This window comes from Streptomyces sp. NPDC043726, from assembly GCF_056436565.1.
Genome location: NZ_JBWKCI010000010.1, coordinates 283,746 through 306,790, shown reverse-complemented (window position 1 = coordinate 306,790; position 23,045 = coordinate 283,746). Strand labels below are relative to the sequence as shown.

At 73.6% G+C, this 23,045-nt stretch carries 18 protein-coding genes; 2 read left to right on the top strand and 16 right to left on the bottom strand.

Annotated elements, in window-relative coordinates; all coding sequences use genetic code 11:
- Positions 1–18: 18 nt before the first annotated feature.
- The 5 genes from AC068Z_RS28915 to AC068Z_RS28895 form a co-directional block, all read right to left on the bottom strand.
- Positions 19–1,680, bottom strand: a complete 1,662-nt coding sequence (locus tag AC068Z_RS28915; RefSeq protein ID WP_478561788.1) for a VMAP-C domain-containing protein — start codon at positions 1,678–1,680, stop codon at positions 19–21.
- Positions 1,677–2,027, bottom strand: a complete 351-nt coding sequence (locus AC068Z_RS28910; protein WP_478561785.1) for a CU044_2847 family protein — start codon at positions 2,025–2,027, stop codon at positions 1,677–1,679. The genes AC068Z_RS28915 and AC068Z_RS28910 overlap by 4 nt, the downstream gene beginning before the upstream one ends.
- A gap of 95 nt (positions 2,028–2,122) precedes the next feature.
- The gene (locus AC068Z_RS28905) at positions 2,123–3,751 is read right to left on the bottom strand and encodes a carboxyl transferase domain-containing protein (protein WP_478561782.1); all 1,629 of its coding nucleotides are present in this window, start codon (positions 3,749–3,751) and stop codon (positions 2,123–2,125) included.
- Positions 3,744–5,192 carry an acyl-CoA synthetase gene (locus AC068Z_RS28900; RefSeq protein WP_478561779.1) on the bottom strand — a complete coding sequence of 483 codons (1,449 nt, stop codon included), beginning with the start codon at positions 5,190–5,192 and terminating at the stop codon, positions 3,744–3,746. The genes AC068Z_RS28905 and AC068Z_RS28900 overlap by 8 nt, the downstream gene beginning before the upstream one ends.
- A gap of 48 nt (positions 5,193–5,240) precedes the next feature.
- Positions 5,241–6,305 (bottom strand): MerR family transcriptional regulator, encoded by a 1,065-nt coding sequence (locus AC068Z_RS28895; protein WP_478561776.1) that lies wholly within the window; start codon positions 6,303–6,305, stop codon positions 5,241–5,243.
- Between the two features lie 128 nt (positions 6,306–6,433).
- Between AC068Z_RS28895 and AC068Z_RS28890 the strand changes: the two genes are divergently transcribed.
- Together AC068Z_RS28890 and AC068Z_RS28885 are read left to right on the top strand one after the other, a co-directional pair.
- The gene (locus AC068Z_RS28890; RefSeq protein ID WP_478561773.1) at positions 6,434–7,315 is read left to right on the top strand and encodes an ATP-grasp domain-containing protein; all 882 of its coding nucleotides are present in this window, start codon (positions 6,434–6,436) and stop codon (positions 7,313–7,315) included.
- Between the two features lie 101 nt (positions 7,316–7,416).
- Entirely contained in the window at positions 7,417–9,666 is a 2,250-nt protein-coding gene (locus tag AC068Z_RS28885; RefSeq protein ID WP_478561770.1) for an ATP-binding protein, read from the top strand.
- 302 nt (positions 9,667–9,968) lie between these two features.
- Here AC068Z_RS28885 and AC068Z_RS28880 read toward each other — a convergent pair whose 3' ends face one another.
- The 11 genes from AC068Z_RS28880 to pgfA all read right to left on the bottom strand — a co-directional run bounded on the left by AC068Z_RS28880 (position 9,969) and on the right by pgfA (position 22,893).
- Complete coding sequence (locus AC068Z_RS28880; protein WP_478561767.1) at positions 9,969–10,793, bottom strand: MEDS domain-containing protein; 825 nt, start codon at positions 10,791–10,793, stop codon at positions 9,969–9,971.
- Positions 10,794–10,924: 131 nt separating this feature from the next.
- Positions 10,925–11,530, bottom strand: a complete 606-nt coding sequence (locus AC068Z_RS28875; RefSeq protein ID WP_478561764.1) for a hypothetical protein — start codon at positions 11,528–11,530, stop codon at positions 10,925–10,927.
- Entirely contained in the window at positions 11,430–12,323 is an 894-nt protein-coding gene (locus AC068Z_RS28870; RefSeq protein WP_478561761.1) for an FkbM family methyltransferase, read from the bottom strand. The genes AC068Z_RS28875 and AC068Z_RS28870 overlap by 101 nt, the downstream gene beginning before the upstream one ends.
- On the bottom strand, positions 12,320–12,574 hold the full coding sequence (locus AC068Z_RS28865) for a Trm112 family protein (RefSeq protein WP_478561758.1): 255 nt from the start codon (positions 12,572–12,574) through the stop codon (positions 12,320–12,322). The genes AC068Z_RS28870 and AC068Z_RS28865 overlap by 4 nt, the downstream gene beginning before the upstream one ends.
- On the bottom strand, positions 12,571–13,482 hold the full coding sequence (locus AC068Z_RS28860; RefSeq protein WP_478562090.1) for a hypothetical protein: 912 nt from the start codon (positions 13,480–13,482) through the stop codon (positions 12,571–12,573). Before AC068Z_RS28860 ends, AC068Z_RS28865 begins: the two co-directional genes overlap by 4 nt.
- Positions 13,483–13,511: 29 nt before the next feature.
- A complete protein-coding gene (locus tag AC068Z_RS28855; protein ID WP_478561756.1) occupies positions 13,512–14,237 on the bottom strand; it encodes a class I SAM-dependent methyltransferase in 726 nt (241 codons plus the stop codon).
- On the bottom strand, positions 14,234–15,673 hold the full coding sequence (locus AC068Z_RS28850; protein ID WP_478561753.1) for a condensation protein: 1,440 nt from the start codon (positions 15,671–15,673) through the stop codon (positions 14,234–14,236). The genes AC068Z_RS28855 and AC068Z_RS28850 overlap by 4 nt, the downstream gene beginning before the upstream one ends.
- The gene (locus tag AC068Z_RS28845) at positions 15,648–19,799 is read right to left on the bottom strand and encodes an alpha-(1->3)-arabinofuranosyltransferase domain-containing protein (RefSeq protein ID WP_478561750.1); all 4,152 of its coding nucleotides are present in this window, start codon (positions 19,797–19,799) and stop codon (positions 15,648–15,650) included. Before AC068Z_RS28845 ends, AC068Z_RS28850 begins: the two co-directional genes overlap by 26 nt.
- Complete coding sequence (locus tag AC068Z_RS28840; protein WP_478561747.1) at positions 19,796–20,530, bottom strand: class I SAM-dependent methyltransferase; 735 nt, start codon at positions 20,528–20,530, stop codon at positions 19,796–19,798. Before AC068Z_RS28840 ends, AC068Z_RS28845 begins: the two co-directional genes overlap by 4 nt.
- The gene (locus AC068Z_RS28835) at positions 20,527–21,678 is read right to left on the bottom strand and encodes a glycosyltransferase family 4 protein (RefSeq protein WP_478561744.1); all 1,152 of its coding nucleotides are present in this window, start codon (positions 21,676–21,678) and stop codon (positions 20,527–20,529) included. Before AC068Z_RS28835 ends, AC068Z_RS28840 begins: the two co-directional genes overlap by 4 nt.
- 237 nt (positions 21,679–21,915) lie before the next feature.
- Entirely contained in the window at positions 21,916–22,893 is a 978-nt protein-coding gene (gene pgfA, locus AC068Z_RS28830; RefSeq protein WP_478561741.1) for a cell envelope lipid trafficking protein PgfA, read from the bottom strand.
- Between the last annotated feature and the right edge of the window lie 152 nt (positions 22,894–23,045).

Below are 23,045 nucleotides of genomic sequence, written 5' to 3'. Positions count from 1 at the left end.
TGTCTTCTCTCCTGCTGGTCAGAGCACCGGGGAGTGCAGGCTGGCGGCGGGCTGGGGGAAGCAGCGCGGGTCGTCCCACAGCAGTTGTACGTCCTTGGCCCAGTGCCGGTCGGGCTCCTCGTCGGCGTCGGCGGTCTCCCGCAACTCCATCACCCGGCGCGGGAGTTCGGTCGGCGGCACACCGGTGACCGAGGCGGCCAGCTCGTCGAGGAACGCGGTGCCGGTACATGGCCCTTCGTGGCCGGGCTTCGGGCAGCCGGTGCGCGGCCACAGCAGGACCGGGACCGGGGTGTTGAGGCCCGCCTCGAAGTGCGGGCGGGCGGCGAAGGGCGGGTAGGAGTAGCCGGCCAGGTCGGCGTCGCCGTCGCGCAGCCGCTTGCGCAGGCTCGGTGGCCGCTCCCGGGCGCTACAGCCGACGCGGTGCAGCCGGGCCGCCGTACGGTCATCCAATGTCTGCCATTTCTTGGCCAGTTGATGACGCAGGCGTCCGCTGCGGTAGCGGGAGCGGTCCACCACGACCAGCGGGTGCGCGCAGCCCAGCGGGGTGGAGTCCTCGGGGCCGCACTCCCAGTGCGCCACCGGCTCGTTCAGCCACTCGCGCGGCAGGACGAACGTCACCAGCGCCTCGGCGCCCGGGGCGAGCTGGCCGAAGGCCTCGTCCACGCGCCGCTGCACATGCTCCTTCACGTCGGTGCGCGCCAGCCGCCGGGAGTCCACGCGCCGCCGCTGCCCGTCGCGGTAGGCGGACACCTCCACGGTGACCTGGTCGGCGCCGGCGCCGCTGTGCTCGATCTCGACGAGGATCGGCGACCAGGCGGGCGAGGCGGTCGCCCGGGGCCGTACCGGAGTGTCGAGCAGCTCGCGCAGCCGCTCCGCGAACCGGGTCACCGCCTCCGCCTCCTGGACCTCCCACTGCACATACCCGGCCGCCGCGCCCAGCGAGGCGAAGCCGCCCTCCGGCAGCGGTGGCCCGAAGGGGCCCACGGCGTCCAAGTAGAGCCCGTCCGGGGAACACTCGACGCCTTCCGCGAGCGCCCGCCGCACCAGCGCGTACAGCCCGCGCACCGCCTTCGGGTCGTGGTCGGAGGCGGGGATCAGCTCGCACAGCTCGGGCCAGTAACGGACCAGTACCTGGGTCGGCAGCATCCGGCCGACCCGCACGTCCCGGCCGCCCGCGACGGTCGACACCATGCCGACCACCCTGCCGTCCGCCAGTGTCGCCGCCGCGCCGCTGAACCCCGGTGCCAGCGGCTGCCCGTGCGCGGTCACCGCCTCCAACTGCGCCCACTCGTCGGAGATCAGCGGCCCGGGCAGCGCCCGGTAGGAGGCAAGCATGCCCTCGTCGTACCCCTTGGGGAAGCCGTAGGCGATCAGCTCGACGTGGTCCTGCTCGGCGCCGGGGGCGGCGAACTCGGCCGGGTCGAGGGGTACTTCACGGTCCAGTTCGAGTACGGCGAGGTCGCCCGGGTCGGTGGGGCCGCCCTGCCAGCCGCCGTGCACGGACACGGTCGCCGGTATCCCGGTCAGTTCACGGCGGCCCGGGAAGCTGACGACGACCGGGGACAGCCCGCTCCTGCGCACCACATGGGCGCAGGTGAGCACATGACGGCCGGAGACCAGGAAGCCCGCGCCCACCTCGGGGCCGCACTCGACGCGGGCGTGCCAAGCCGCGCCGCTCATGACCGCTCGGCGGCCTCCGGGGCGGCCTCGGAGTGGCCCGGTGACCAGCTGAGCTTGACCACCAGGTGCCCTTCCGCTGTCCCCTTGGCGATGACCGCGCCGGCCTCCGCGGTGAGCTTTACGCCGAACTCCAGCTCCACGGAGTCGGGCCGGAGCGAGCCGTCCCGGAAGACTCGCAGCGCGGACTCGGCCGCCGCGCGGACGCCGTCCAGCGCGCCCTCGAAGGTGCGGGCCGCCCGGGCCGGGCCGTCGTCGCGGGCGACCAGGCGGGCGCCCGACTCGTCCTCGACGCCCTCGACGGCCACCAGGGCGCCGTCCTCGGTCTTGAACTCCATCAGCCCGTCCATGGCGCCGCTCGCTCCCCCGTGAAGTGTGACCTTGCCGAACCCCATTGTTACGGACGGTGCTCGGATTGTCGCCGTTCCCCGGAAACGGCTCCGGCTCACGCGCCCGCGATGCCCCGGACCACCCCCAGGTCCACCAAGTCCTGCGGCCGGATGCGCAGTTGGTCCGCCGTTGCCTCGATTTCCTCCGGCGGGCGTTTCAGGATCGCCGCCGCGAGCTCCGGGGCGATCACCGAGAAGTAGCTGTCCGGTGTGGCCCAGGTGTTGCCGGGTGCCGCGAGCGCGAGTGCGCCGCCGGAGCCGCCCTCGCCGATCACCAGGGTGGTGACGGGCGTACGGGCCGAGGCGACCGCCGAGAACACCTCCGCGATGGCGCCGCCCGCGCCCTGCCGCTCCGCCTCCGCGTCATTGGCGGCGCCCGGGGTGTCCACCAGCGTCAGCACCGGAATGCCGAGCCGGTCCGCGAGCCGGATCAGCCGGGCGGCCGTGCGGTAACCGGCGGGCCGGGTCGCCGCCCCGGTCTGGGCCGCGTAGGCGATGGTACGGCCGTCGTGCTCGCCGAACCCGCACAGCATGCCGTCGGGGTCGGCGCCGCCCGCGCGGTCACCGCTGATGGCGAGGCGATGGGTGAAGTAGGCGTCCAGGTAGCGGTCCGCACGCGGACGTCCGGCAGCCCGTGCCCGCCGCACGGCGTCCCACCCCGTGGCGGGGAGCGCGGGGGAGCCGAGGGGAGTCGGTGCCGGCCGTACCGGGAGCTCCGAGGTTCCCTGGGGCTGCGGGCCCGGCGCGGGGGTGTCGTGATCCCGTGCTGGCGGCTCCGGGGTTCCCTGGGGCTGCGGGCCCGGCGCGAGGGTGTCGTGGTCCCGTGCTGGATTCTCCGAGGTTCCCTGGGCCTGCGGTTCCGGAGCGGGGGTGTCGTGGTCCCGTGCTGGCGGCTCCGGGGTTCCCTGGGCCTGCCTTTCCTGGGCCTGCGGTTCCGGAGCGGGGGCGTCGTGATCCCGTGCGGGAAGGTCCGGGAAGCCCAGTGCCCTCGGTACCGGTGCCGGGGTGGTCGAGGTTGTCGTCAGGAGGCGTAGCCAGTGGGCCAGTGTTGGGCGGAGTTGGTCGGGTGGGACCAGGGCGTCGGCCGCTCCGGCCGCCACCTGTGCCTCCGCCGTGTACGCCGTCGGGTCCGCGTCCGGTGGACGGACCCGGGAGCCGGCGAAGCCGATCTGTGCGCCCGGGAGGGCGAGCACCACGTCCGCGCCCGCGCCGAGCGTGGCCCAGCCGCCGCCTGTCGTCGGGTCGCGCAGCACGGCGATCTGGGCGAGCCCCGCCTCCCGGGTCAGCGCCGACTGTCGGGCCACCCGCTGGAGTTGGGTCAGCGCGAGCATGCCCTCCTGCATCCGGCTGCCGCCGGTGGCGATCAGCGGCACGACCGGCAGCCGGTGGCGGCGGGCGTGCGCGTAGGCCGCCTCCAGGCGGTCGCCGGTGCGCTCCCCGAGTGAGCCGCCGAGGAAGCCGAACTCGAACGCGATCAGCACGGCCCGCACGCCCTCGACGAGCGCGGTGCCGCAGACCACGGACTCCTCCTCGCCGGTGCGTTCGGCGGCCCGCAGCCGGGAGCCGTCGTAGCCCCGCCAGCCGAGCGGGCCGTCGGGCGCGGAGTCCCTTTCGGGGTGCGGGAGTTCGACGAAGTCGTCGCCGACGAGCGCGAGGAACTCCCGGGCGCCGAGCCGGTCAGCCACGGCCCAGCGCCCGCTTCATGATCTTCCCCATGTCGTTGCGGGGCAGGGCGTCCAGGTGGTGCACGACCCGGGGCCGCTTGTGCGGGGCCAGCCGCCGGGCCACGTGATCGGCCAACTCGTCGAGCGGGGGCGGCGTTTCCGGGTCGGCCGGGACCACCCACGCCACGATCCGCTCGCCCAGATCGGCGTCCGGCTCCCCGGTCACCGCGGCCTCCCGTACCCCCGGATGCTCCAGCAGCGCGTTCTCGATCTCTCCGGCGCCGATCTTGTACCCGCCGCTCTTGATGAGGTCGGTGGCCTTGCGCCCCACGATCCGCACATAGCCGTCGGCCTCGCGCACCGCCATGTCGCCGGTACGGAACCAGCCGTCCGCCGTGAACGCCTCCGCCGTCGCGTCGGGCCGGTTGAGGTACTCGGTGAACAGGTTCGGCCCGCGCACCTGGATCTCGCCGACGGTCTCACCGTCGTACGCCTCGATGGGCGTGCCGTCCTCCTCCACCAGCCGCAGCTCCACGCCCGGCAGCGGCACGCCGACGGTGCCGGGGCGGGCCTCGCCGTCGGCGCGGATGCTGGTGTTCATGAGCGTCTCGGTCATGCCGTACCGCTCGATCACCCGCCGCCCGGTCGCCGTCGCGATCCGCTCGTGGTCGTGCACGGGCAGCGCGGCCGAGCCGGAGACGAGCAGCCGTGCCCCGCCGAGCGCCCTGGCCAGCTCCGGGTCCTCGGGGAGCGCCTGGGCGAGGCGGTGGTACATCGTCGGCACGCCGAAGAGCATGGTCGCGCCGCCGGTCAGCTCGCGCGTGACGCCCTCCGGGCCGAATCCGCCGAGGTGGCGGACGGAGCCGCCGCGCCGCAGCGGGCCGAGGACGCCGAGCACCAGGCCGTGCACATGGAACAGGGGCAGGCCGTGGACCAGGACGTCGTCGCCGGTCCACTGCCAGGCGTCGGCGAGCGCGTCCAGGGTGCGGGCGACGGCCCGGCGGGGGAGGACGGCGCCCTTGGGCGGTCCGGTGGTGCCGGAGGTGTAGACGATCAGGGCGGGGTCCTCCTCGTCCGCCGCCTCGGCCGGGCGGGCGGCGCCGGTGGCCGTCACGTCGACGTCGACGCGCTCCAACTCCTTGAGCGCGAGCGGCAGTTCGTCGTCGGGTGCCGCGAGGACGAGGCTCGGTGCGCTGTCGGACAGGATGTGCCCGAGCTCCTTCTCCCCGGACTTCGGGTTGAGCGGCACGGCGGCGATCCCGGCCTCCAGCGCCGCGACCACCGCCACGGCCGTCTCCAGCGCCGGTGTCGCCCACACGGCCACCCGGCCCTGGCCCGCGATCCGGTCCGCGAGGGCGCCGGTCGCGGCGGCCAGTTCCGCGTACGTCAGGGACCGGTCCCCGAACCGCAGGGCGACCTGCCCCGCCGGTCCGGCCGTCAGGGCCGGGAAGAGGGAGGACACACCGCACTCCTTAGCTGTCGCTGTCTGCCGCCAGGAGTCGATCCTGCCCTACCCGGCCCGGCTTGAGGCCGTGCGCTGCGCCACGTCCGCCACCACACAACTGACGTTGTCCGGACCGCCCGCCGCGTTCGCCGCGTCGATCAGGGACCGGGCCGCGGAGTCCGGGTCGGCGGCCGCGGTGAGGAGCTCACGGATCCGGGCGTCGGGGACCACCGAGGAGAGGCCGTCGGAGCAGAGCAGGTAGCGGTCGCCCGCGAGGGCGTCCTGCAGGCGCAGGTCCGGCAGCTCAGCGGACGCCGGGGACAGGGCCCGCAGCAGCAGGGCGCGCTGGGGGTGTGCGGTGGCCTCCTCCGGCGTCAGCCGGCCCTCGTCGATCAGCGACTGGACCACGGTGTGGTCGTGGGTGACCCGGAACAGGGCGCCCTCCCGGAGCAGGTACGCGCGCGTGTCGCCGATGTGCACCAAAGCCAGCCGGGAGCCCGTCCACAGCAGGGCCGTCAGGGTCGTGCCGGTCTCCTCCTCGGTCAGGCCGCGCGCCGCCTCCTCGACCGCCTCCGCCAGCAGGTTGAGCACATTCCCGGCCGACAGGTCCGCCGCCTCCAGACGGCGCAGTGCCGCCACGGCCGCGCTGCTCGCCGGGCCGCCGCCGGGGCCGTAGCCGTCGGCCACCGCCAGCAGCCGGGTGCTCGCGTACGCCGTGTCCTGGTTGGCCGGTCGGACCCGGCCGCGGTCGGAGCGGGCCGAGTGACGCAGTTCCAGCATCGTGGTGTCCCTTCGAGCAGCGGGGGTCAGTTCGTCGACCAGGAACGCGGCCAGGTCCCGTCGTACGGCCGTCTCCGCCTCCACGCCCGCCCAGTAGGCCCGGATCTCCCGCGCCGCCGCCTCCGGGGCCAGCGCGCTCACCTCACGGATCCGGGCCAGCGGCATGCCGAGCCGGCGCAGCCACGCCACCAGGCGGGCCCGGTCCAACTGGTCGGGCGCGTAGTAGCGGTAGCCGGTGTGCGGGTCCACGCGCGCGGGGCGCAGCAGGCCGAGGTCGTCGTACAGCCGCAGGGCCTTGGGCGACAGACGGCAGGCCCGTGCGAAGGCGCCGATCGTCAGCAGGTCCGCCATGGGTGCCTCCCGTGTTCCGTCCTTTCGATGCTGGGGCCTGCCCGAGGGGGAAGGTCAATTCGGTTGAAGCGGTCGCCCCGGGTGTGATTAGCCTGCGTGCGGTCCGTCCCCCGACTCTGGAGCCCGCCGTGCCCCGAATAGCCCTGGTCACCTACGATCCCCGGCCCGAGCCCAGCCACGACCGCGATCTGCCCGTGCTGCGGGAGGCGCTCGCCGGCGCCGGGGCCGAGGCGGAGATCGTGCACTGGGACGACGAAGGTGTCGACTGGGGCGCCTACGACCTCGCGCTGATCCGGTCGACCTGGGACTACAGCTGGCGTACCGCCGAGTTCGTGGCCTGGGCCGAGCGGTGCGGCAAGGCGACCCGGCTGGCCAATCCGGCCGCGGTCGTGCGGTGGAACACGGACAAGCGGTATCTCGGGGACCTTGCCGAGGCGGGCGTGCCGGTCGTGCCCACGACGTACCTCGCGCCCGGTGCCGCCGCTGACTTCCCCGACGATCACGAGTACGTCGTCAAGCCCACCTCCGGCGCGGGCGCCCGGTACGCCGCCCGCTACACCCCCGACCAGCGCGAGAGCGCCGTACGACATCTCGCGCGGATGCACGAGGAGGGGTTCACGGCGATGGTGCAGCCCTATGTGCGCAGTATCGACACCGCGGGCGAGCGGGCGCTGCAGTTCTTCGGCGGGCGGCTGCTGCACGCCAGCCGCAAGCAGGCCGTGCTCGCGCCCGATACGGCCTTCGACGCTGCCAAGGTCGCCCACCCCGGCCTGGAGCCGTGGACGCCGACCGAGGCCGAACTCGCCGTCGCCGAGCGCGCCCTGGCCGCCGTACCGGACGCGCCGGAGGTGCTGTACGCGCGCGTGGACCTCGTCGACGGGGACGACGGACGGCCGCGGGTGATGGAACTGGAGCTGGTCGAGCCGAATCTCTTCCTGTTCCTGCATCCCGCGTCCACCGCGCGCGTGGTGGAGGCCGTGCTCGCCGAGGCAAGCCGCACTCACCCGTAGAGGCGGGAAATCCGGGAAGCCGCCCTTGCCGTGGGGATCTTCTGCCTACCCTGCGGGAAAGACCACGCGTGCGTGACCACTGCAGAGGGCGTGACCGGATCGTGGGCGGATCCCATGCGCGGCGCACCTCCGGCTTCCCGGCGGAGCTGACCAGCTTCGTGGGGCGACGGGACGAGTCGGCGGACGTCAGGCGGCTGTTGGCCGAGGGTCGGCTGGTGACGCTGACCGGGCCCGGAGGGGTGGGCAAGACCCGGCTTGCCTCACACGTGGCCAAGCAGACCGCACGGACCTTCCCGGACGGGGTGTGGCTGGTGCCGCTCGCCGCGCTGGGCGACGAGGCGTTCGTGCCGCACGCCGTCGCCGACGCGCTGGAGGTGCGCAACGAGACCGGACGGCCGGCGCTCGACGTCCTCGTGGAACACCTGCGCGGACGCGGCCTGCTGCTCGTCCTCGACAACTGCGAGCATGTCGTCGGCAGTTGCGCGCTGGTCGCGCAGACCCTGCTGGCCGCCACCGAGGACGTACGGATCCTGGCGACCAGCCGGCACCGGCTCGGGCTCGCGGGCGAGCAGCTCTACGAGGTGCCGACACTCGCCGCCCCGGGCCCCGAGGAGGTCGGCACCGCCGAGAACTTCCCCGCGCTGCGGCTGTTCGCGGACCGGGCGGCCGCCGTGGTCCCCGGCTTCACGGTCGGCGAGGGCAACCAGCGCGCGGTGGCCCGGCTGTGCCGACGTCTCGACGGGCTGCCGCTCGCCATCGAACTGGCGGCGGTGCGGGTGCGCGCGCTCGGCGTGGACCAGCTCGTCGAACGGCTCGACGACCGCTACCGGCTGCTCACCGGGGGCAGTCCCGCCTCGGCGCCCCGGCATCGCACGCTGCGCTCGGCCGTCGACTGGAGCCATGAACTGTGCACGCCCCAGGAGCAGTTGGTGTGGGCGTGGCTCTCGGTGTTCGTCGGCGGCTTCGACCTGGCCGCAGCCGAGGCGGTGTGCGGCGGCGAGGGCCTGGGCGCCACCGATGTGCTGGACGCCGTCGCCGGGCTCGTCGACAAGTCGGTGCTGATCCGGGAGGAGCGCGGCGGCCTCGTCCGCTACCGGCTGCTGGTCTCCCTGCGCGACTACGGCCTGGAGCGCCTGGAGGACATCGGCGAGGTGACCGTCACCCGGCGCCGGCACCGCGACTACTTCGCCCGGCTCGCCGCCGAGTACGAACAGGCGTGGTTCGGGCCCGACCAGGTCGCCGTCACCGACCGGATACGGCTGGACCAGGACGACTTCCGGGCCGCGCTGGACTTCTGCCTCACCACCCCGGGCGAGGCGCAGGCCGGGCTCAGACTGGCCGCCACCCTGTGGTTCCACTGGGTCGCGGGCGGCGCCTGGGGCGAGGGCCGGCACTGGCTCGACCGCGCGCTCCGGGCCGGGGCCCGCCCCGACCCGGCCCTGACCCGCGCCATGTGGGCGGGCGCTCTGATGTCACTGGTGCACACCCGCTCCGCCGCCGTCCTCGCGGGCACCGACCCGCCCCACCACGCCCCGCCCGCCGACGCGGAGCTGCCCGTGCCGGACCCGCCGCCGATGGCCGCGGAGGCCCTGGAGACCGGCACGACCGTCGGCTTCGTCGTCCTCACCCGCGTCGAGCTCGCCTGCACCCTGGTCAGCCGGGGCCGGGCGCGCGAGGCCGTACCCCTGTGCGTCGAGGCCGTGGCCGTGTGCGAGGCGCACGGCGAGCAGTGGGCCCGCGCCTGGGCGCTGCGCACGCTCGGCCTCGCGCACTGGTCGCTGGGCGAGTACGAGCGGGCCGCCGAGCAGGCGCGCGCGTGTCTGCGGCTGCCGTACACCGGACGGCAGCGGCAGAGTCTCGCCCGCACCCTCGACCTCCTCGCGGCGGCGGAGGCCCTCGCCGGGCGGGCCGAGCGGGCGGCCGTGCTGCGCGGGGCGGTGGACCGGATCTGGCACGACATCGGGGGCGATCCGACCCAGGCCGGCGGGGCGGGGCGACCGTGCGCGGCGGAACGGCACACCCGGCGCGTGCTCGGCGACCACGGCCATGAACGGGCCCACCGCAAGGGCGGCGCACTGCACACCAACGACGTCATCGCCTACGCGCTGGGCGAGCTGCGGCGCCCGACGACCGGCTCGGCCGCCGAGCCGGACACCCGGCCGCTGACCCGCCGGGAGGCCGAGGTGGCGGCCCTGGTCGCGCAGGGCCTGACCAACCGCCAGATCGCCGAGGCCCTGGTCATCGCCCAGCGGACGGCGGAGGGCCACGTCGAGCGGATCCTGGTGAAACTGGGCTTCAGCAAACGAGCCCAACTGGCAGCGTGGTTCACGGCACGGGCGGGGGAGGTTTGAGCGGGGGCCGGTGGTGTGGTCGCGGGGGCAGGGGTGGCGTGAGGGGCGGCTGGGGTGGTGTGTGAGTGAGCCGGGGAGGCGCGAGGGGGAGCCGGGGCGGCGTGAGGGGGAGCCAAGGTGGCGTGAGAGTGAGCCGGGCAGACGCGAGGGGGAGCCGGGGGCGTGAGAGTTAGCCCGGGCAGGCGCGAGAGTGAGCCAGGGAAGTGCGCGAGGCAGCCCGGGAGGCGTGCGGGGCAGCCGGGGCGGCGTGCGGGGTGGCACGCGGTCGGGGAGGTGTCTCCGCCGTGTCGCCGGGGGCGCGTTCAAGGAGCCGGCTCCATTACGTCCAGCGACAGTTGCGGGGCGCCGTCCGCCCCGAGTTGGCGTAGTACCAGTGCCAGCAGTTCCCCGCAGCGCACGGTGACCTGGCTCCCGGGTGGCAGTGAACCGGCGAGGCTGATGAGCTGCCAGGCGCAGTGGGCCTCCATGAAGCACACGTCGCGCAGGTCGAGGGTGACCCGGGTGGGGCCGGAGGTGTCCTGACGGGCCAGGGACCGGCGCAGGGACTCGACGAAGTCGGCGTCCGAGCCGAGGGGTTCGGCCACCTGGAAGGGATGCACCTGGGCCATGCCGTCCAGCAGACCCCGGCCGAAGCGCTGCCGGTCGTACCAGCAGATCGCGGTGAACAGCGGGTCCGCGAAGAGCGGGGCCACCGAGGCCTCGTAGTCCAGCAGGGAGGCCTCGTCGAGGCCCGCCCGCGGGGCCCAGTTCATGTCCGCCGCGATCCTGAGCCCGGCCCAGCCCTCCTCCTGGGCGCGTTCGACCTCGGCGCGGTAGGCCTCGATCGTGCGCTCCTTGTGGAAGCGGCCGTCCGGCAGGTACATCTGCGGGGTGCGCTTCAGCGACAGCTGCCCGCTCGCCCGGGCCGCGGAGGCCCCGGCTCCGCCCCGGTCCAGCAGGGCGACCACCTCGTCGTCCTGGAGGTTGTCCGGGTCCAGTACCAGCAGCACCTTCTCCTGACGGGCCAGGCTGGTGCGGGTGTAGGCGGTGAACACCGCCCAGGACGACTCGCCGTCGCCCCCCTCCAGGCAGGCGTGGTCGCCCAGGCGCAGCCGCTCGACGGGGACAGTCCGCTCGGGAAGCTCCATGCGGCGACATTAGGCACAGAGGGAGCAAGTCCTCCCGGATGACCGGCGATGATCGGTCCGTGGGCCGATTCCGGGGTGAAGCGCGGATGAGTCTGATCGGTTACGGCCATCTCCACGCCCACCGTGATCAGTCACCTGTCCTCATTGCTCCCCTCCACCACCCCTTTCACCGCCACCCGCTGCAGCAGCCCCCACGAGAACTCGGCCGCGCACGCGTGCCGAGCGCCGCTCGCGTCCGGGGCCGTGAAGGCCAGCCCCCAGCGGGTGGGCGCCGAGCCCTCCAGCGGGCGGGCGGGAGCGAAGGCGCGGGCCGCCTCGTCGACCGTGCAGGACCAGGGCGTCAGATCGTCCAGGGTGCGCAGCGGCGGGGCCTCGGCGCCCGGGGCGCGGACCAGCCACTCGTTCCAGACGGCGCCGGTCGGGCCGAGCAGCACCTCGAAGCGCAGGGTGGGCCAGAGCGGGACCGGGAACAGCCAGGCCTCGCACTCCAGGTCGCCGACCTTCCGCGTCAGCACCGACTCGGGCGCGCCGAGGACCGAGCGGTACCGGGAGGCGGCGGCGCGGGCGCGCGGGGAGCGGACCATCGCCTGCCACTTCTTGTTGGCCTCCCGCATCTCGGCCACCGAGACGCCCAGTTCATGACGGGCGCGCTCGACCAGGTCCGGGTTGTGGTCGGCCATCCGGCGCAGCAGGACGAGCTGGAAGTGAAGCGGGCCGAAGGGGCTGGCGGGAGGCATGCGTCCCATGGTCGCGCACCGGCCCGCCGGGGCGGCGGCCGTCCGGCAGGAACAGCACCGAGTTGACGTAACGCGGACCGCCGCCGGGCAGCACCCGGCGCAGCAGACCCCGGGTGACGACGTGCTCGGCGCGCGCCTGGTGGTCCGCGAGCGGGAAACCGGCCAGTGGGACCCAGCTGTCGCCGGGCAGCACCCAGCCGTCGTAGCGCAGCAGGGACAGATAGGTGACCACCGGGGCGACCGGCTGGATACGGGACTCCAGTTCGACGAAGAGGGCCGGGCGGTCGCGGGCCAGGATGCCGGTCGCGCCGCGCAGGACCGCCAGTTCGCTGCCGTCCACGTCGATCTTGATGAAGCCGACGTCCCGCAGCCCGAGTTCGTCGAGCGTGACACAGCCGACGTCCAGGGCGCGCCCGTGGATGTCCCGGCGGACCAGCGAGGACACCCCTCGGTCGCCCGCGTCGCCGGACGGCAGCCAGAGGCGGGCCGTGCCGGGCCGGTCGGAGGCGGCGGCCTGGACGACCCGGACGTTCGGCGGGGCGCCGGAGGCGAGCAGTCTGGCCAGCCGGGGCACCGGCTCCACGGTCACCACCTGCCGGGCGCGGCGCGACAGTCGGCGCGTCCAGGGGCCGTACCAGCCGCCGACGTCCACCGCCGTGCCGCAGGGCGCCGGGCACAGTTCGGGGAGGCGGGCCAGCTCGGGCTCGAAGCGCGGGTACACGGCCCGGGCGGCGGCGGCCACCAGCCGTACGGGCAGGAAGGGGGCCACACGGGCCGCCAGGGTCGTGGTCATGGCACCATCCGTTTGAGGAGCGCCTCGTGCTCGTCGTCGCTGACCTGCACGCCGGAGGACGGCAGCAGTTGCGGGATGCCGTCGACGATCGGGTAGCGGCGGCGCAGTCTGGGGTTGTAGAGCGCCTCACCCGCCTCACCCGCGTCGGCGGACTCGCCGGGACCGGCCGGGCCGTCCGGCGGGAGCAGGTGCAGCGGGCCCTTGTCGAGCGGGCACGCGAGGATCTGGAGCAGCGGGTCGTCGGGGTTCACGGTGGCGTCAGCTCCTTGGCACCGATCGGGGGTTGAGTGCGCGCCGGCTGGTCGTGCCGGGGCATGGACAGCAGGACGGCGACGGCGAGCGCGATGCCCGCGACACGCAGCGCGAGCCGCACCGGGTCCTCCGGCAGCGCCTCGCCGAACGAGAGCGTGCCGAGCACCGCCGTGTAGAGGCAGGTCACGGTCGTGCACACCGGCACGATCAGCGAGGCCCGGCAGCGCTGGAGCGCCGCCTGCGACATCACCAGGCCGAACGCGCCGGTGAACAGCAGCAGATACGGGTACGGCGACCGCAGCAGACCGAGCAGCGCGCCGCCCCAGCCGTCGGCCGTGAGATGGCTCGACACGCCCTTGATGGCCAGCGAGCTGACCCCGTACAGCAGGCCCACCGCCACGCCGTACTCCACACCCGTGGTCGGCAGCCGGTGCCGGTGCCGGGTGCGCCGCTCGGCGGAGTTGTACAGCCACACCCCGCCGGCCAGCGAGGGCACGCACACGAGCAGGATCAGCGGATACGGCGCGTCCTGGCTGACCGAGTCCGAACCCTCGCGCAGCGACAGGACCACCATCAGCAGCGCGGCGAGGATCGCGGCGAGCGCGTACCGCTCCCGGCCGGAGGTCTCCTCGCCCAGCAGCCGGGCGGAGAGCAGCACGAGCAGGACGAGCCCGGAGACGAACAGGCCCTGCGCGGCGGCGATCGGCAGTGTGCGGTAGACGGCGAGCTGGGCGGCGAACCCGGCGGCGAGCGCGAGGGACCCGCCGATCCAGAGCGGGCTGCCGAGCACTAGCCGCAACAGACGGGCAGGTTGACGGATCGTCACCTCGGGCAGGGCGGCCAGCGCCCGTTTCTCCAGGACGAATCCGGTGCTGTACAGGACGTTCGCCAACAGGGCCGCGGCCACTCCCCACCACATGGTCTGCGCCCCTCTCTCTAGGTCTTGCGCGCGTGCAGGAGCAGGATCGAGGCGAGTGGGGGTCTGGAGCAGGCGAGCCGGTCGAGCGGCCGTAGCGGACGCGGTACGCCGTGGAAGGGCGCGCCCGCGAGGCGTACGACCTCGAATCCGGAGGCGGCGACGAACTCCCGCAGCGCGCGGGCGGTGTAGAGCCGCAGATGCCCTACGACCTCCTTGCCCGGGCGGCCGTGGATGGCACGCAGGCTGACCTCGGAGAAGACGGGTTGCACGCCCGCGAGCAGCAGCCCGCGGTTGTACCAGGCGGCGAGGTTCGGGGTGGACAGCATGAGATGCCCGCCGGGCCGCAGCACCCGGCGGATCTCGTCGAGCGCGGAGTCGGGGTCCACCAAGTGTTCGATCACCTCGCTGAACAGGACGGCGTCGGCGGACTCCGACCTGAACGGCAGCCCGCCGTCGGTGAGTTCGCCGCGGACAGGGTGCTGGAGGTGGGCGCGGGCCCGGCGCAGGGCGTCCTGGGACCAGTCGACGCCGATGATCCGGTGGCGGCGGAGCAGAGGTGCCGCCACGGCTGCCGCCGAGCCATCGCCGCAGCCGATGTCGAGGACGGTCCGGGCGGTCGTGGTGCCGAGGGCCTCGGCGAGCATGCGGGCCTGGCGGAGGCTGCGGGGGGCGCCGGAGGCGACGGGGACGGCCGGGTCCTCGTAGAAGTCGCGCAGCTGCCTCGGGGGTGCGGTGGTGGTCACTCGGGGACCTCCGTGGTGTGCAGGTAGTGCTCGAACAGGTCCCGCAGATGGGCGCCGTCGCCGTGGCTGAGGAGGGTTCTCGACCAGCGCAGGGCGAGGTGGAGGCGGCCCGCGGTGGAGGCGGTGGTGACGGTGAGGCCGCGGGGCATCCTGGCCGGGGCCGAGAACCAGACGGCGTGCGCCCGGCCCGCCTCCTCGCCGAAGTCCAGGGCGTACGGGATGCGGCCGATGTTGCTCAGGAGCGTGGTCGACGTCCAGGGAGCGGCGGCCCTGCGCAGGCCCCGGGTGAGGGCGGCGCGCCAGGCGACCGGGGTGACGGGGGCGGTGAGTAGGGCGGCGCCTCTTCCGAGCTGGGGGCGGGGCAGGGACTTGAGGGCGCGGGTCCTGGTGGCGGTACGGCGGAGCAGCCCGGCCATGTCGTCGATGGTCAACTCGTCCGGGCTGAAAGGGACTTCGACCAGGCGCGTGCCGTTGCCTATGGGCATCGTGGTGTCTCTCGGGCGGTCGTCCACGGGCATGGTGATGCGCAGGGGGCGGGGTGGGGCGCCGTGTTCGCGGTTCCAGTGGGCGATCGTGAGGGCCGTGGTGACCATGAGCTGGTCATTGACGGTGTAGGGGGAGCCTTTGGGGCGGTGGGGAAGGCGGAGCTCGGTCACGAGCATGCCGTTGCCGGGGGAGGGTTCGGGGGTGCCGGGGGCGACGCGGGCGGGTCTTGACCAGTTGGAGGGGGTGTCGGTGGGGGGTGCGGTGGTCTCCGGGGGCCGGGTCGGGGGCGAGGCCGGGGAGTTGTCGACTCCGCCGTAGAGCTCCGCGGCGGTGGCGAGGACGCGGAGGCAGGCGGGGCCGTCGAGGGCGGTGTGGTTGATGGTGAGGAACAGGACCGTGTGGTTCTCACGCGGCTGCGGGCCGGTGCCGGCGGGGGATGGTGCCCGCCCGCGCTCGCGGGGTGCCGCCTCCTTGGTTGCGGGGGCCGCCCCAGCGGCACGACTGCCCGCAGCCAGGTCGGCGGATACCGCGTCCGTCGCCTCGCTTCCCTCGACCGGTCCCGCTCCCTCCACCACCTCCACTCGGATCGGCGGCGATGCCGACAGCGGGGGTACCGCCGTCAGCGCCCGGGTCCGGGCGTCCCGTAGCGCATCCCGCCCCGGGCCGGGGAAGCTCACCACCTCCACGTCCGGCTCCCCCGTCAGTTCCCACTCGTAGCGGCGCCGGTACCAGTGGCCCGGGGCCTCGCGCATCAGGATGCGGGGGTGGCGGCGCAGGGCCTCCGTGAAGGCCGTGCGCAGGCGGGCCGGGTCGAGGCGCCCCGGAAGGTGCACCTCGATGTGCACCGTCTCCGGCTCCTCCTCCTGGAGACAGTGCCGGGCCACCTCGTCCACCACCGGGAACGGAATGCGCGAAGGCTTCCGGTCAGGCCTTTGCTGCAGCGCTGTCACGCCGATCACCTTCTTCCGGCTCCCCCGGTTCCGCGGGTTCCCGCACGCTCACGAGTGCCGCGAACAGCCCGATCAACGCCAGCAGTTGGGCCGTATGCCCGAAGGCGCCCGACGCCTCCCGCACCGGCTCACCGGCCCCGATCGCCGTCACCACCCCCGCCGCCGCCAGCGCCAACAGGGCGAGCGGGACGAGGAGTTCGTGCCGTCGGCGGGCCAGCAGTGCCAGCGCCGGGACGAGCAGCGCCCACCAGCCCGCGATCACGGCCGCGACCAGCGTCAGCGCCACCGTGCCCAGCCACAGCCCCGGCAGCGGCGGCACCGGCTGCGGATCGTCCGGGTTCGGTTCGCGGCGGCGCCACAGCGCGAGGCCCACCAGGGCCGCCAGCCCCACTCCGCTGCCGATCAGCCCGGCCTCGTAGGTCACCGCGGGCTCGTAGGAGAGCTCCACCGTGCCGCCCTCGCCGGCCGGGATCCGCCAGCCCTGCTGCCAGCCGTCGAGCCGGACCGGCGTCAGTTCCTTGCCGTCCAGCTCGGCGCGCCAGCCGTCGTTGAAGTTCTCGTACGTCGTCAGGTAGGCCGCCGCACCCGAGCCGACGGTCACCTCGCGGCGGTCGCCCAGCCAGTCCCGTACGCCCAGCTCCCGCCCCGCGGCGGGCGACTCGGCGATCGTGCCCCGGGTCAGGGTCACCGCGGTCACGGTGAGGGGACCCGCGTCCCCGGCCTCCACCCGGTGCGAGCCGGACGGCAGCTCCAGTTCGGACGCCGGGCACAGGGTCACGTCCACGGGACGGCGTTCCATGAGATCCCGTACGGTGCCCTTCGCGCTCGTCTCGTACAGCTCGCCGTCCACCGCCAGCACCGGTCCCTTGCCGCAGGGGAGGGAGAAGGCCCGGTCGGCCTCCGGCTTCGGCGTGCGGTAGCTGTCCAGCGCCGGGACGTACGCCTCGGTCAGGCCCACCGGAAGCTGCATGTCCTCGTCGACGAACGGGTTGTACAGGGTCAGCGGCGCCGTCTCGGTGATGGTGATGTCCAGCCGGTCCGTGGTGATCGGCGGGAAGCGGACGTTGCCGTTCTCGTCGACGCCCGCGATGACCGCGCCGTCCGGGGAGGCGATGTGCACCTCGGTCGGGCGGGAGGAAAGTCCGCCCGCAGGGGGGAGGACGATCTCGCCGACCGGCTGCTTGCCCTCCCAGCTCAGGTGGATGGTCGGGCGGTCGCCCGCGATCCACGCCGTGGTCAGGTCGCCGTCGGTCAGGTTGCGGGCGGACAGGCCCGCGCCCAGCCGCGCCGTCGAGTCCGCGGTCGCCACGATCCGGCCCTGCTGCTCCGGCGCCACCTCGTACAGCAGCCGGTCCAGCGCCTCACCCGGCACCGGCACCGCGCTCGCCTCGATCTCGTACGTCCCCGCCGCGCCCGTGGTGAAGGTCCGGTGCAGCCCCGCCTCGGTGCCCGTCGCGGACAGGCCCGTCGGGTCGGCCGGGCGGGACAGGGAGATCAGCTCGGCGTCGGCGGAGGAGTCCTCGGCGTCCGTGGGCAGCCGCAGCAGCCGGGTCACCTGGACGTCCGGAAGGGCGATCTCGGTGAAGCCCGCGCCGGTCAGGCCCGTGCGGCGCTCCGCCGAGTCGACGATCGTCAGCCTCATCCAGTCCGTCGCCCCGGCCGGCGCCCGGATGCTCTGCGTCCGGCCGTTGGGCTCCAGGTAGCTGGTCCTGGTGCCCTTCTCGGTCTCCACCCGCACCCGCGTCGGCGCCGGCCGCACGCCCTCCTGGGGCAGCGGGGCCACCTTGAAGGAGCCCGGCATGTCGTACTCCTCGGTGAAGGAGATGCGCAGCCACTCCCCGTCCGGTGAACTCTGGGAGCCCTCCGCCCAGGCGGTGTCGGGGTTGCCGTCGAAGGCGTTCACCGGGTCGTACTGCGGCAGATGGAACAGCCAGCTGCCGTAGGAGGAGGCGGTCACCGAGCGGGCGCCGCGCAGTTCGGCCACCGTCTGGTGGGCCAGGCCGTCCGTCGGCAGGATCTGGTGCGGTTTCTCGCCCGCGTCCTGGGTGGCGTCCGGCGCGTTGCGCTCGTCGCGGGTGTACGTGTACGAGGTGTTCGCGTTGACCAGCCCGAACCGGGTGTCCGCGCGCCGCAGCCCGTCCCCGACCACCTGCACCGGCGGTGAGCCGAGCCCCGGGTGGTTGTCACCGGTCAGTACGCTTCCCCGGCCGCGCAGCGCGCCGGCGACCGGCAGCAGCGACTCGGGCCCGCCGGAGACCACGGCGGTGTCGGCGACCGGGCTCAGCCCTGCCTGCCTGGGCCGCGGCACGTCCTGCGGCGGCTGGTAGATCTCCACCGCCCGCTGCCTGGGGTACAGGCCCTCGACCTGGAGCGGGGTGTCGGGGGCGATGACTCCGCCGGTCTCGACGGGCCCGTAGCCCTTCACCCGCTCGTAGCCGGACTGCTCCAGCGTCCGCTTGACGATCGTGGTCGGCACGTTGCCGATCTGGTCGGGGTCGAGGTCGTTGCGGACGACGACGTAGTGGATCCCGGCCCGGCTCAAGAAGTCGGCGAGGCCCGGGACTTCGGCGCCGCTGGTCAGGGCCTGCTGTACGGCGTCCATGGCGCGCCGGTTGCCCGCGGTGCCGAAGGGGACGTAATCGCGTTGCGCCCAGCGGGAGTCGGCGACGACGTCGAGGGGCTGGTCGATGGTGGAGCCCCAGGTGTAGATGCCGTGCGCGGTCGCGGGGACGACGAGGACGCGGGCGTCGGGGGAGTACTTCTCCATCCAGTCCGCCGTCGCCGACCAGTAGTCGGGGATCTTGTTGAACGAACCCGGGTTCAGGATGGAGCCGTTGAGGTACGGCCACATCAGCCCCGGCAGCACGAGTACGGCCGCGATCAGCGTGGCGAACCGCCGGCCCGGCAGCGGACGGGCGCCGCGCGCCTCGGCGGCCACCCCGACCAGATGGGCCAGGCCCAGGACGAGGGCGAGGGCGAGCCCGGTCTGGAACTTGTAGATGTTGCGGAAGGGGACGAGACCGCCGTCCAGCCAGTCCTGCACCACCCCGTGGAAGGGGGCGCCGAACGCGCCGCCGTACCCGGCGAGCAGGACCAGCGCCACCGTCAGCACGGTCAGCACGAGCCACCGCCGCTCGGGCATGTCCCGTCTCGCGAGGCCGGCCAGCCCCAGACCGGCGGCGAGCGCCGAGCAGACGATGACGACGACCGAGGACGCCACCGCCCATCCGGCGGGCAGCCAGGCGTCACCGAAGTGCAGATAGGCCACCCAGTTCCCGCCGCCGCGCAGCGCCTCGGTCGCCGCCATGGTCTCGGTCGTGGTCTGAGAACTCTCCACGTACGGCAGGAAGTTCTCGCCGTAGACACCGAGCAGCAGCAGCGGGATCCACCACCAGGCGGTCGCCAGGATCACCCCGGGGACCCACCACGCGATCAGTTTGCGCTGCCGTGGACCGGGCGGGCGGGACAGCAGATACAGCCCGACCGGGAGGAGGGAGGCGAGGGTCGAGGCCGCGTTGACCCCGCCCATGAACGGGATGATCAGCGCCGAGCGCGTCGCGGCGACCCGCGCGCTGTACCGCTCATCGACCAGCGGCAGCAGCACCCAGGGCAGGAAGGCGCCGGGCAGCGCGGCGGCCGAGGTGGAGCCGACGACGATGGTGAACACCGGCCACAGCGCGTACACCACGGCGGCGAGCAGCCGGGAGGTCCCGCTGCCGATCCGCAGCCGCTCGGCGAGCCGCAGCGCGCCCCAGAAGGCGACGGACACGATCAGCGACATCCACAGGCGTTCCGCCAGCCACACGGGCAGTTGTACGAGGTCGGCCAGCCAGTAGAACGGCAGCATCGGCCAGAGATAGCCGGCGTACTGGTCGGAGATGCCGCCGAAGCTTCCCTGGTCCTGCCAGAGCTGGCCCAGGTCGGACAGGAACCGTCCCGGGTCGTTCGTCACCCCGAGCTTGGTGTCGAAGGTCTGGCGGCCCGGGTGCACGGCGAGGAGGAGCACGAACACCACGGCCCAGAACCCCAGCAGCCAGCGCCGAGACCGCGGACCCTCCGGAGGGCCCGCCATGATCGCGGTGGAGGGGACGGCTGCCGGGGGAGGAGCCTGGACCGTGCTCGTCATGGGGGACACCGCCGGAGGATGAGGAGGAGATTCCAGGTGGCGACCTCGCGGATGCCCGGCGCCTTGACGACGGTCTCCGCGAGGAAGGGCCAGTAGCGGGAGCGCGCCGAGACGACGGTCACGTCGTCTCTGGCACGGACCTGCCGCAGGGTGGGCCCGATGTGCACGGCGAAGAGGTTCTCGCCGAGGGTGTGCTTGGCGGGCCTGCCGGTACGGCGCCGGTAGCGGGCGCGGGCCCGCTCGGCACCGAGGTAGTGCCACGGGGCCCATTCGTGCCCGCCCCACGGCGACAGCCAGTTGGTGAACGACACATAGATCAGCCCGCCGGGCCTGGTCACCCGGACGAGCTCGCTGAGGAAGGTCTGCGGGTCGGCCACGTGCTCCAGCACATTGGAGGAGAAGGTGACGTCGGCGACCCCGTCGTACAGCGGCAGCAGATACCCGTCGGCGACCACGGCGCCCTCGGGCGGCTTCTCCCCGAGCTCGCTCACATCCGGCTCGAAGAGATACGCCTGCGCGCCGCGCCGCCGGAACTCCTCGGTGAAGTACCCGCCACCGCCACCGACGTCGACGACGGTACGGCCGGCGACGGGACGGTCGTAGGCCTCGACCTGATCGACGGCGTCACGGGCGAGGAGGGAGTAGCAGGCCTCGGGATCCTGCTGCTCGCGCAGGAAGGCACGGAAGAGGGCGAGGGAGCGACGAAAGGAGGGGTCTTTCACCGGAGTCATGTCGGCCAACTTCGCACCGCCTCCGCCGCGACCGCCCGGAACTGCCGGACCGTCCGGTCCCAGCGATACCCCGCCGCGTGATCCCGCGCCGCCTTCCCCATCAGCTCACGCCGATGCCCGGAGAGGGCCAGGGTGCACCACGCGGCGGCGAAGGAGGACTCGCCGGAGGCGAGCAGCCCGGTCTCCCCGTCGACGACGGAGTCCCGCAGGCCGGGTACGTCGAAGGCGATGGTCGGGGTCTCCCGCGCGGCCGCCTCCGTCACCACGAGCCCCCACCCCTCCACGGCGGAGGGGTGCAGCAGCAGCCAGGCCGCACAGAGCAGCCGGTGTTTCTCGGCCTCGGTGACGTGTCCGGTGAACTCGACGCCGGGACCGGCGAGTTGTTCGAGACGCCCCCGCTCGGGTCCGTCCCCGACGATCACGAGCCGGCCTCCGGTCACCGGCCGTACCCGCTCCCACAACCGCAGGAGCAGATCGATCCGCTTGTACTCGACCAGCCGGCCGACCGCGACGAACAGCGGCTCGGGCGAGCGGTCCGCCCGCGGACCCGGTTCCTCCACACCGTTGTGGACGACCCGTATCCGCTCCCGCTCGACCCCGATGGCCCGCAGCGCGTGCGCGGTGGACGGCGAGACGGCGACCATCAGACCTCGCCCCTGCGCCCCCGTGAGGGCCCAGTGCTCCAGTCTTCGCCCGAGCCGCGCGGCCGGGGCCAGGGCTCCGCCGAACCGCATCCGCCACAGATCGGTGTGGACGTGGTTGACCAGGCACAGCGTGGGACCGCGGTGCCACAGGGGCGCCAGATACGGCACCCCGTTGCAGACCTCGACCAGCAGATCGGTCTCGCCGACCTGACGGGCGAAGGCGGAACGGGCGCGCAGATAGTGCCCGTAGGCACCGCCCGCGGAGACGACCCGGTAGTCGCGGTAGGCCGCGGGGCCACCGCACAGCAGGGTCACCTGGTGGCCGAGGCGGGTCAGGCCGTCGGCCAGGCGGTCCACGAGCAGCTCGGAACCGCCGGCGGCCCGGTTTCCCAGGTCGCGATGGGCTAGGAAAACGATTCGGCGCGGCTGTGGGGGGAGCGCCGGAGGGTGCTGCGGCTGCGTGGGGAACGCGGCGCGCAGCGGGGACGGCACGTGCTGGGGCATCGGTGCTCCAACATGTCTCGGGGTGCGGAAACTCAGCGTGGGGGTAGAAACCGCCGATTGGTTACGGCTGTGGTGGGGTGGGCGTTTCCGTGGGGGAACCGGGGGCTTTCTGTTCACGCACTGGGTGCGGACTGTGGACGGGTTGTGCCTGGGTGGGGTGGACAGTTTTCGCCCCGCCGTTCGCCACGGCTACTCACCGAGGTGACAATTTCGGGCTTTATTAGAACTGACGTAATGTCACATCGTGAGCGGGGGCTGGGGCGATTCGGACGAACCGGGATGCCGCCTCCCTCGTACCACCAAAACGCCCCCGATCACGGCCAGGACAAAGCCCGCCACACCCGCCCCGATGGGCACCGTGGTTCCCACCAGCTCCAGCATCCCGCTGTCCTCCTCGGCCTGCTCGACCGCCTCCTTCTGGGTCTCGGTGGTGAACGCGATCTTCTTGCTGTCCAGCAGCACCGCCGCGTCCTTCTCGCCGCCGGGCGCCCGCAGGGTGCGCCGCGGCCCGGTCTGTGCGTACAGCACCCGGCCCGTGGCCTGGTCGACTATCAGCTCGAGCCCGTGGTTGGCGTACCACTCCTCGGCCAGCACCTGCGGCCGGTCCGGCAGGTCGACGAGCCGCCCGGGCACCAGCCGGGTCCCGGTCTTCGTCGCCGGCACCGACGCGGTGAACCGGTAACCGGTGTACCCCTGAACCTTCTTGGTACCCCGGTAACTCATCGTGACCGTCCCGCCGAGGGTGTTGTCCCACCAGCGGTAGTCCCGCTTCTGCACGTCGAACGGGAACTTCAGATACGCCTCGCCCTCGATGTGCGGCTTCTCCTCGCAGCAATGCACAGGCCGGGTGGTCTGCCGGTCCATCACCCAGCGGTGCGGCACGTAGTCCAGCGCGTCGTGCGGGTCCTCGGCGGGCAGTGACTTGTCGGTGTCGACGGTCGTGATGACGTCCCAGACCGCGTTCCCGCTCTCCTCACTCTCCGCGACATTGCCGCGCACCCGCTGGGTGACGGTGATCGTCCGGTTCGGCACGGTCTCGATCCGCTCGGTGTCGAAAACGCTGCCCGTGCCCTTGTAGACGGCGGTGGTGTCGATGTCGATCGGGTTCACGGCCGCCCGTGGTTCCACGTACCAGGCGAGCATGGGTGCCAGTACCAGCAGAAATGTGCCGAGACCCAGCAGGACCAGCGAGAAAGGTGAAGCTGTACGGCGCATCCGGGCACTCCTGGGGCTCGGGACGACGCGACGTGGGGGGCGGCCGCGCCGAGGGGAAAGGTGCGCGTGCGAGAGGGGGTGCGGCACGGTTCGGTGCGGGCACCCGTCTGGGCCGGGAACCGTAGGCGCCCCTTGACGCGGTGTCAATGTCT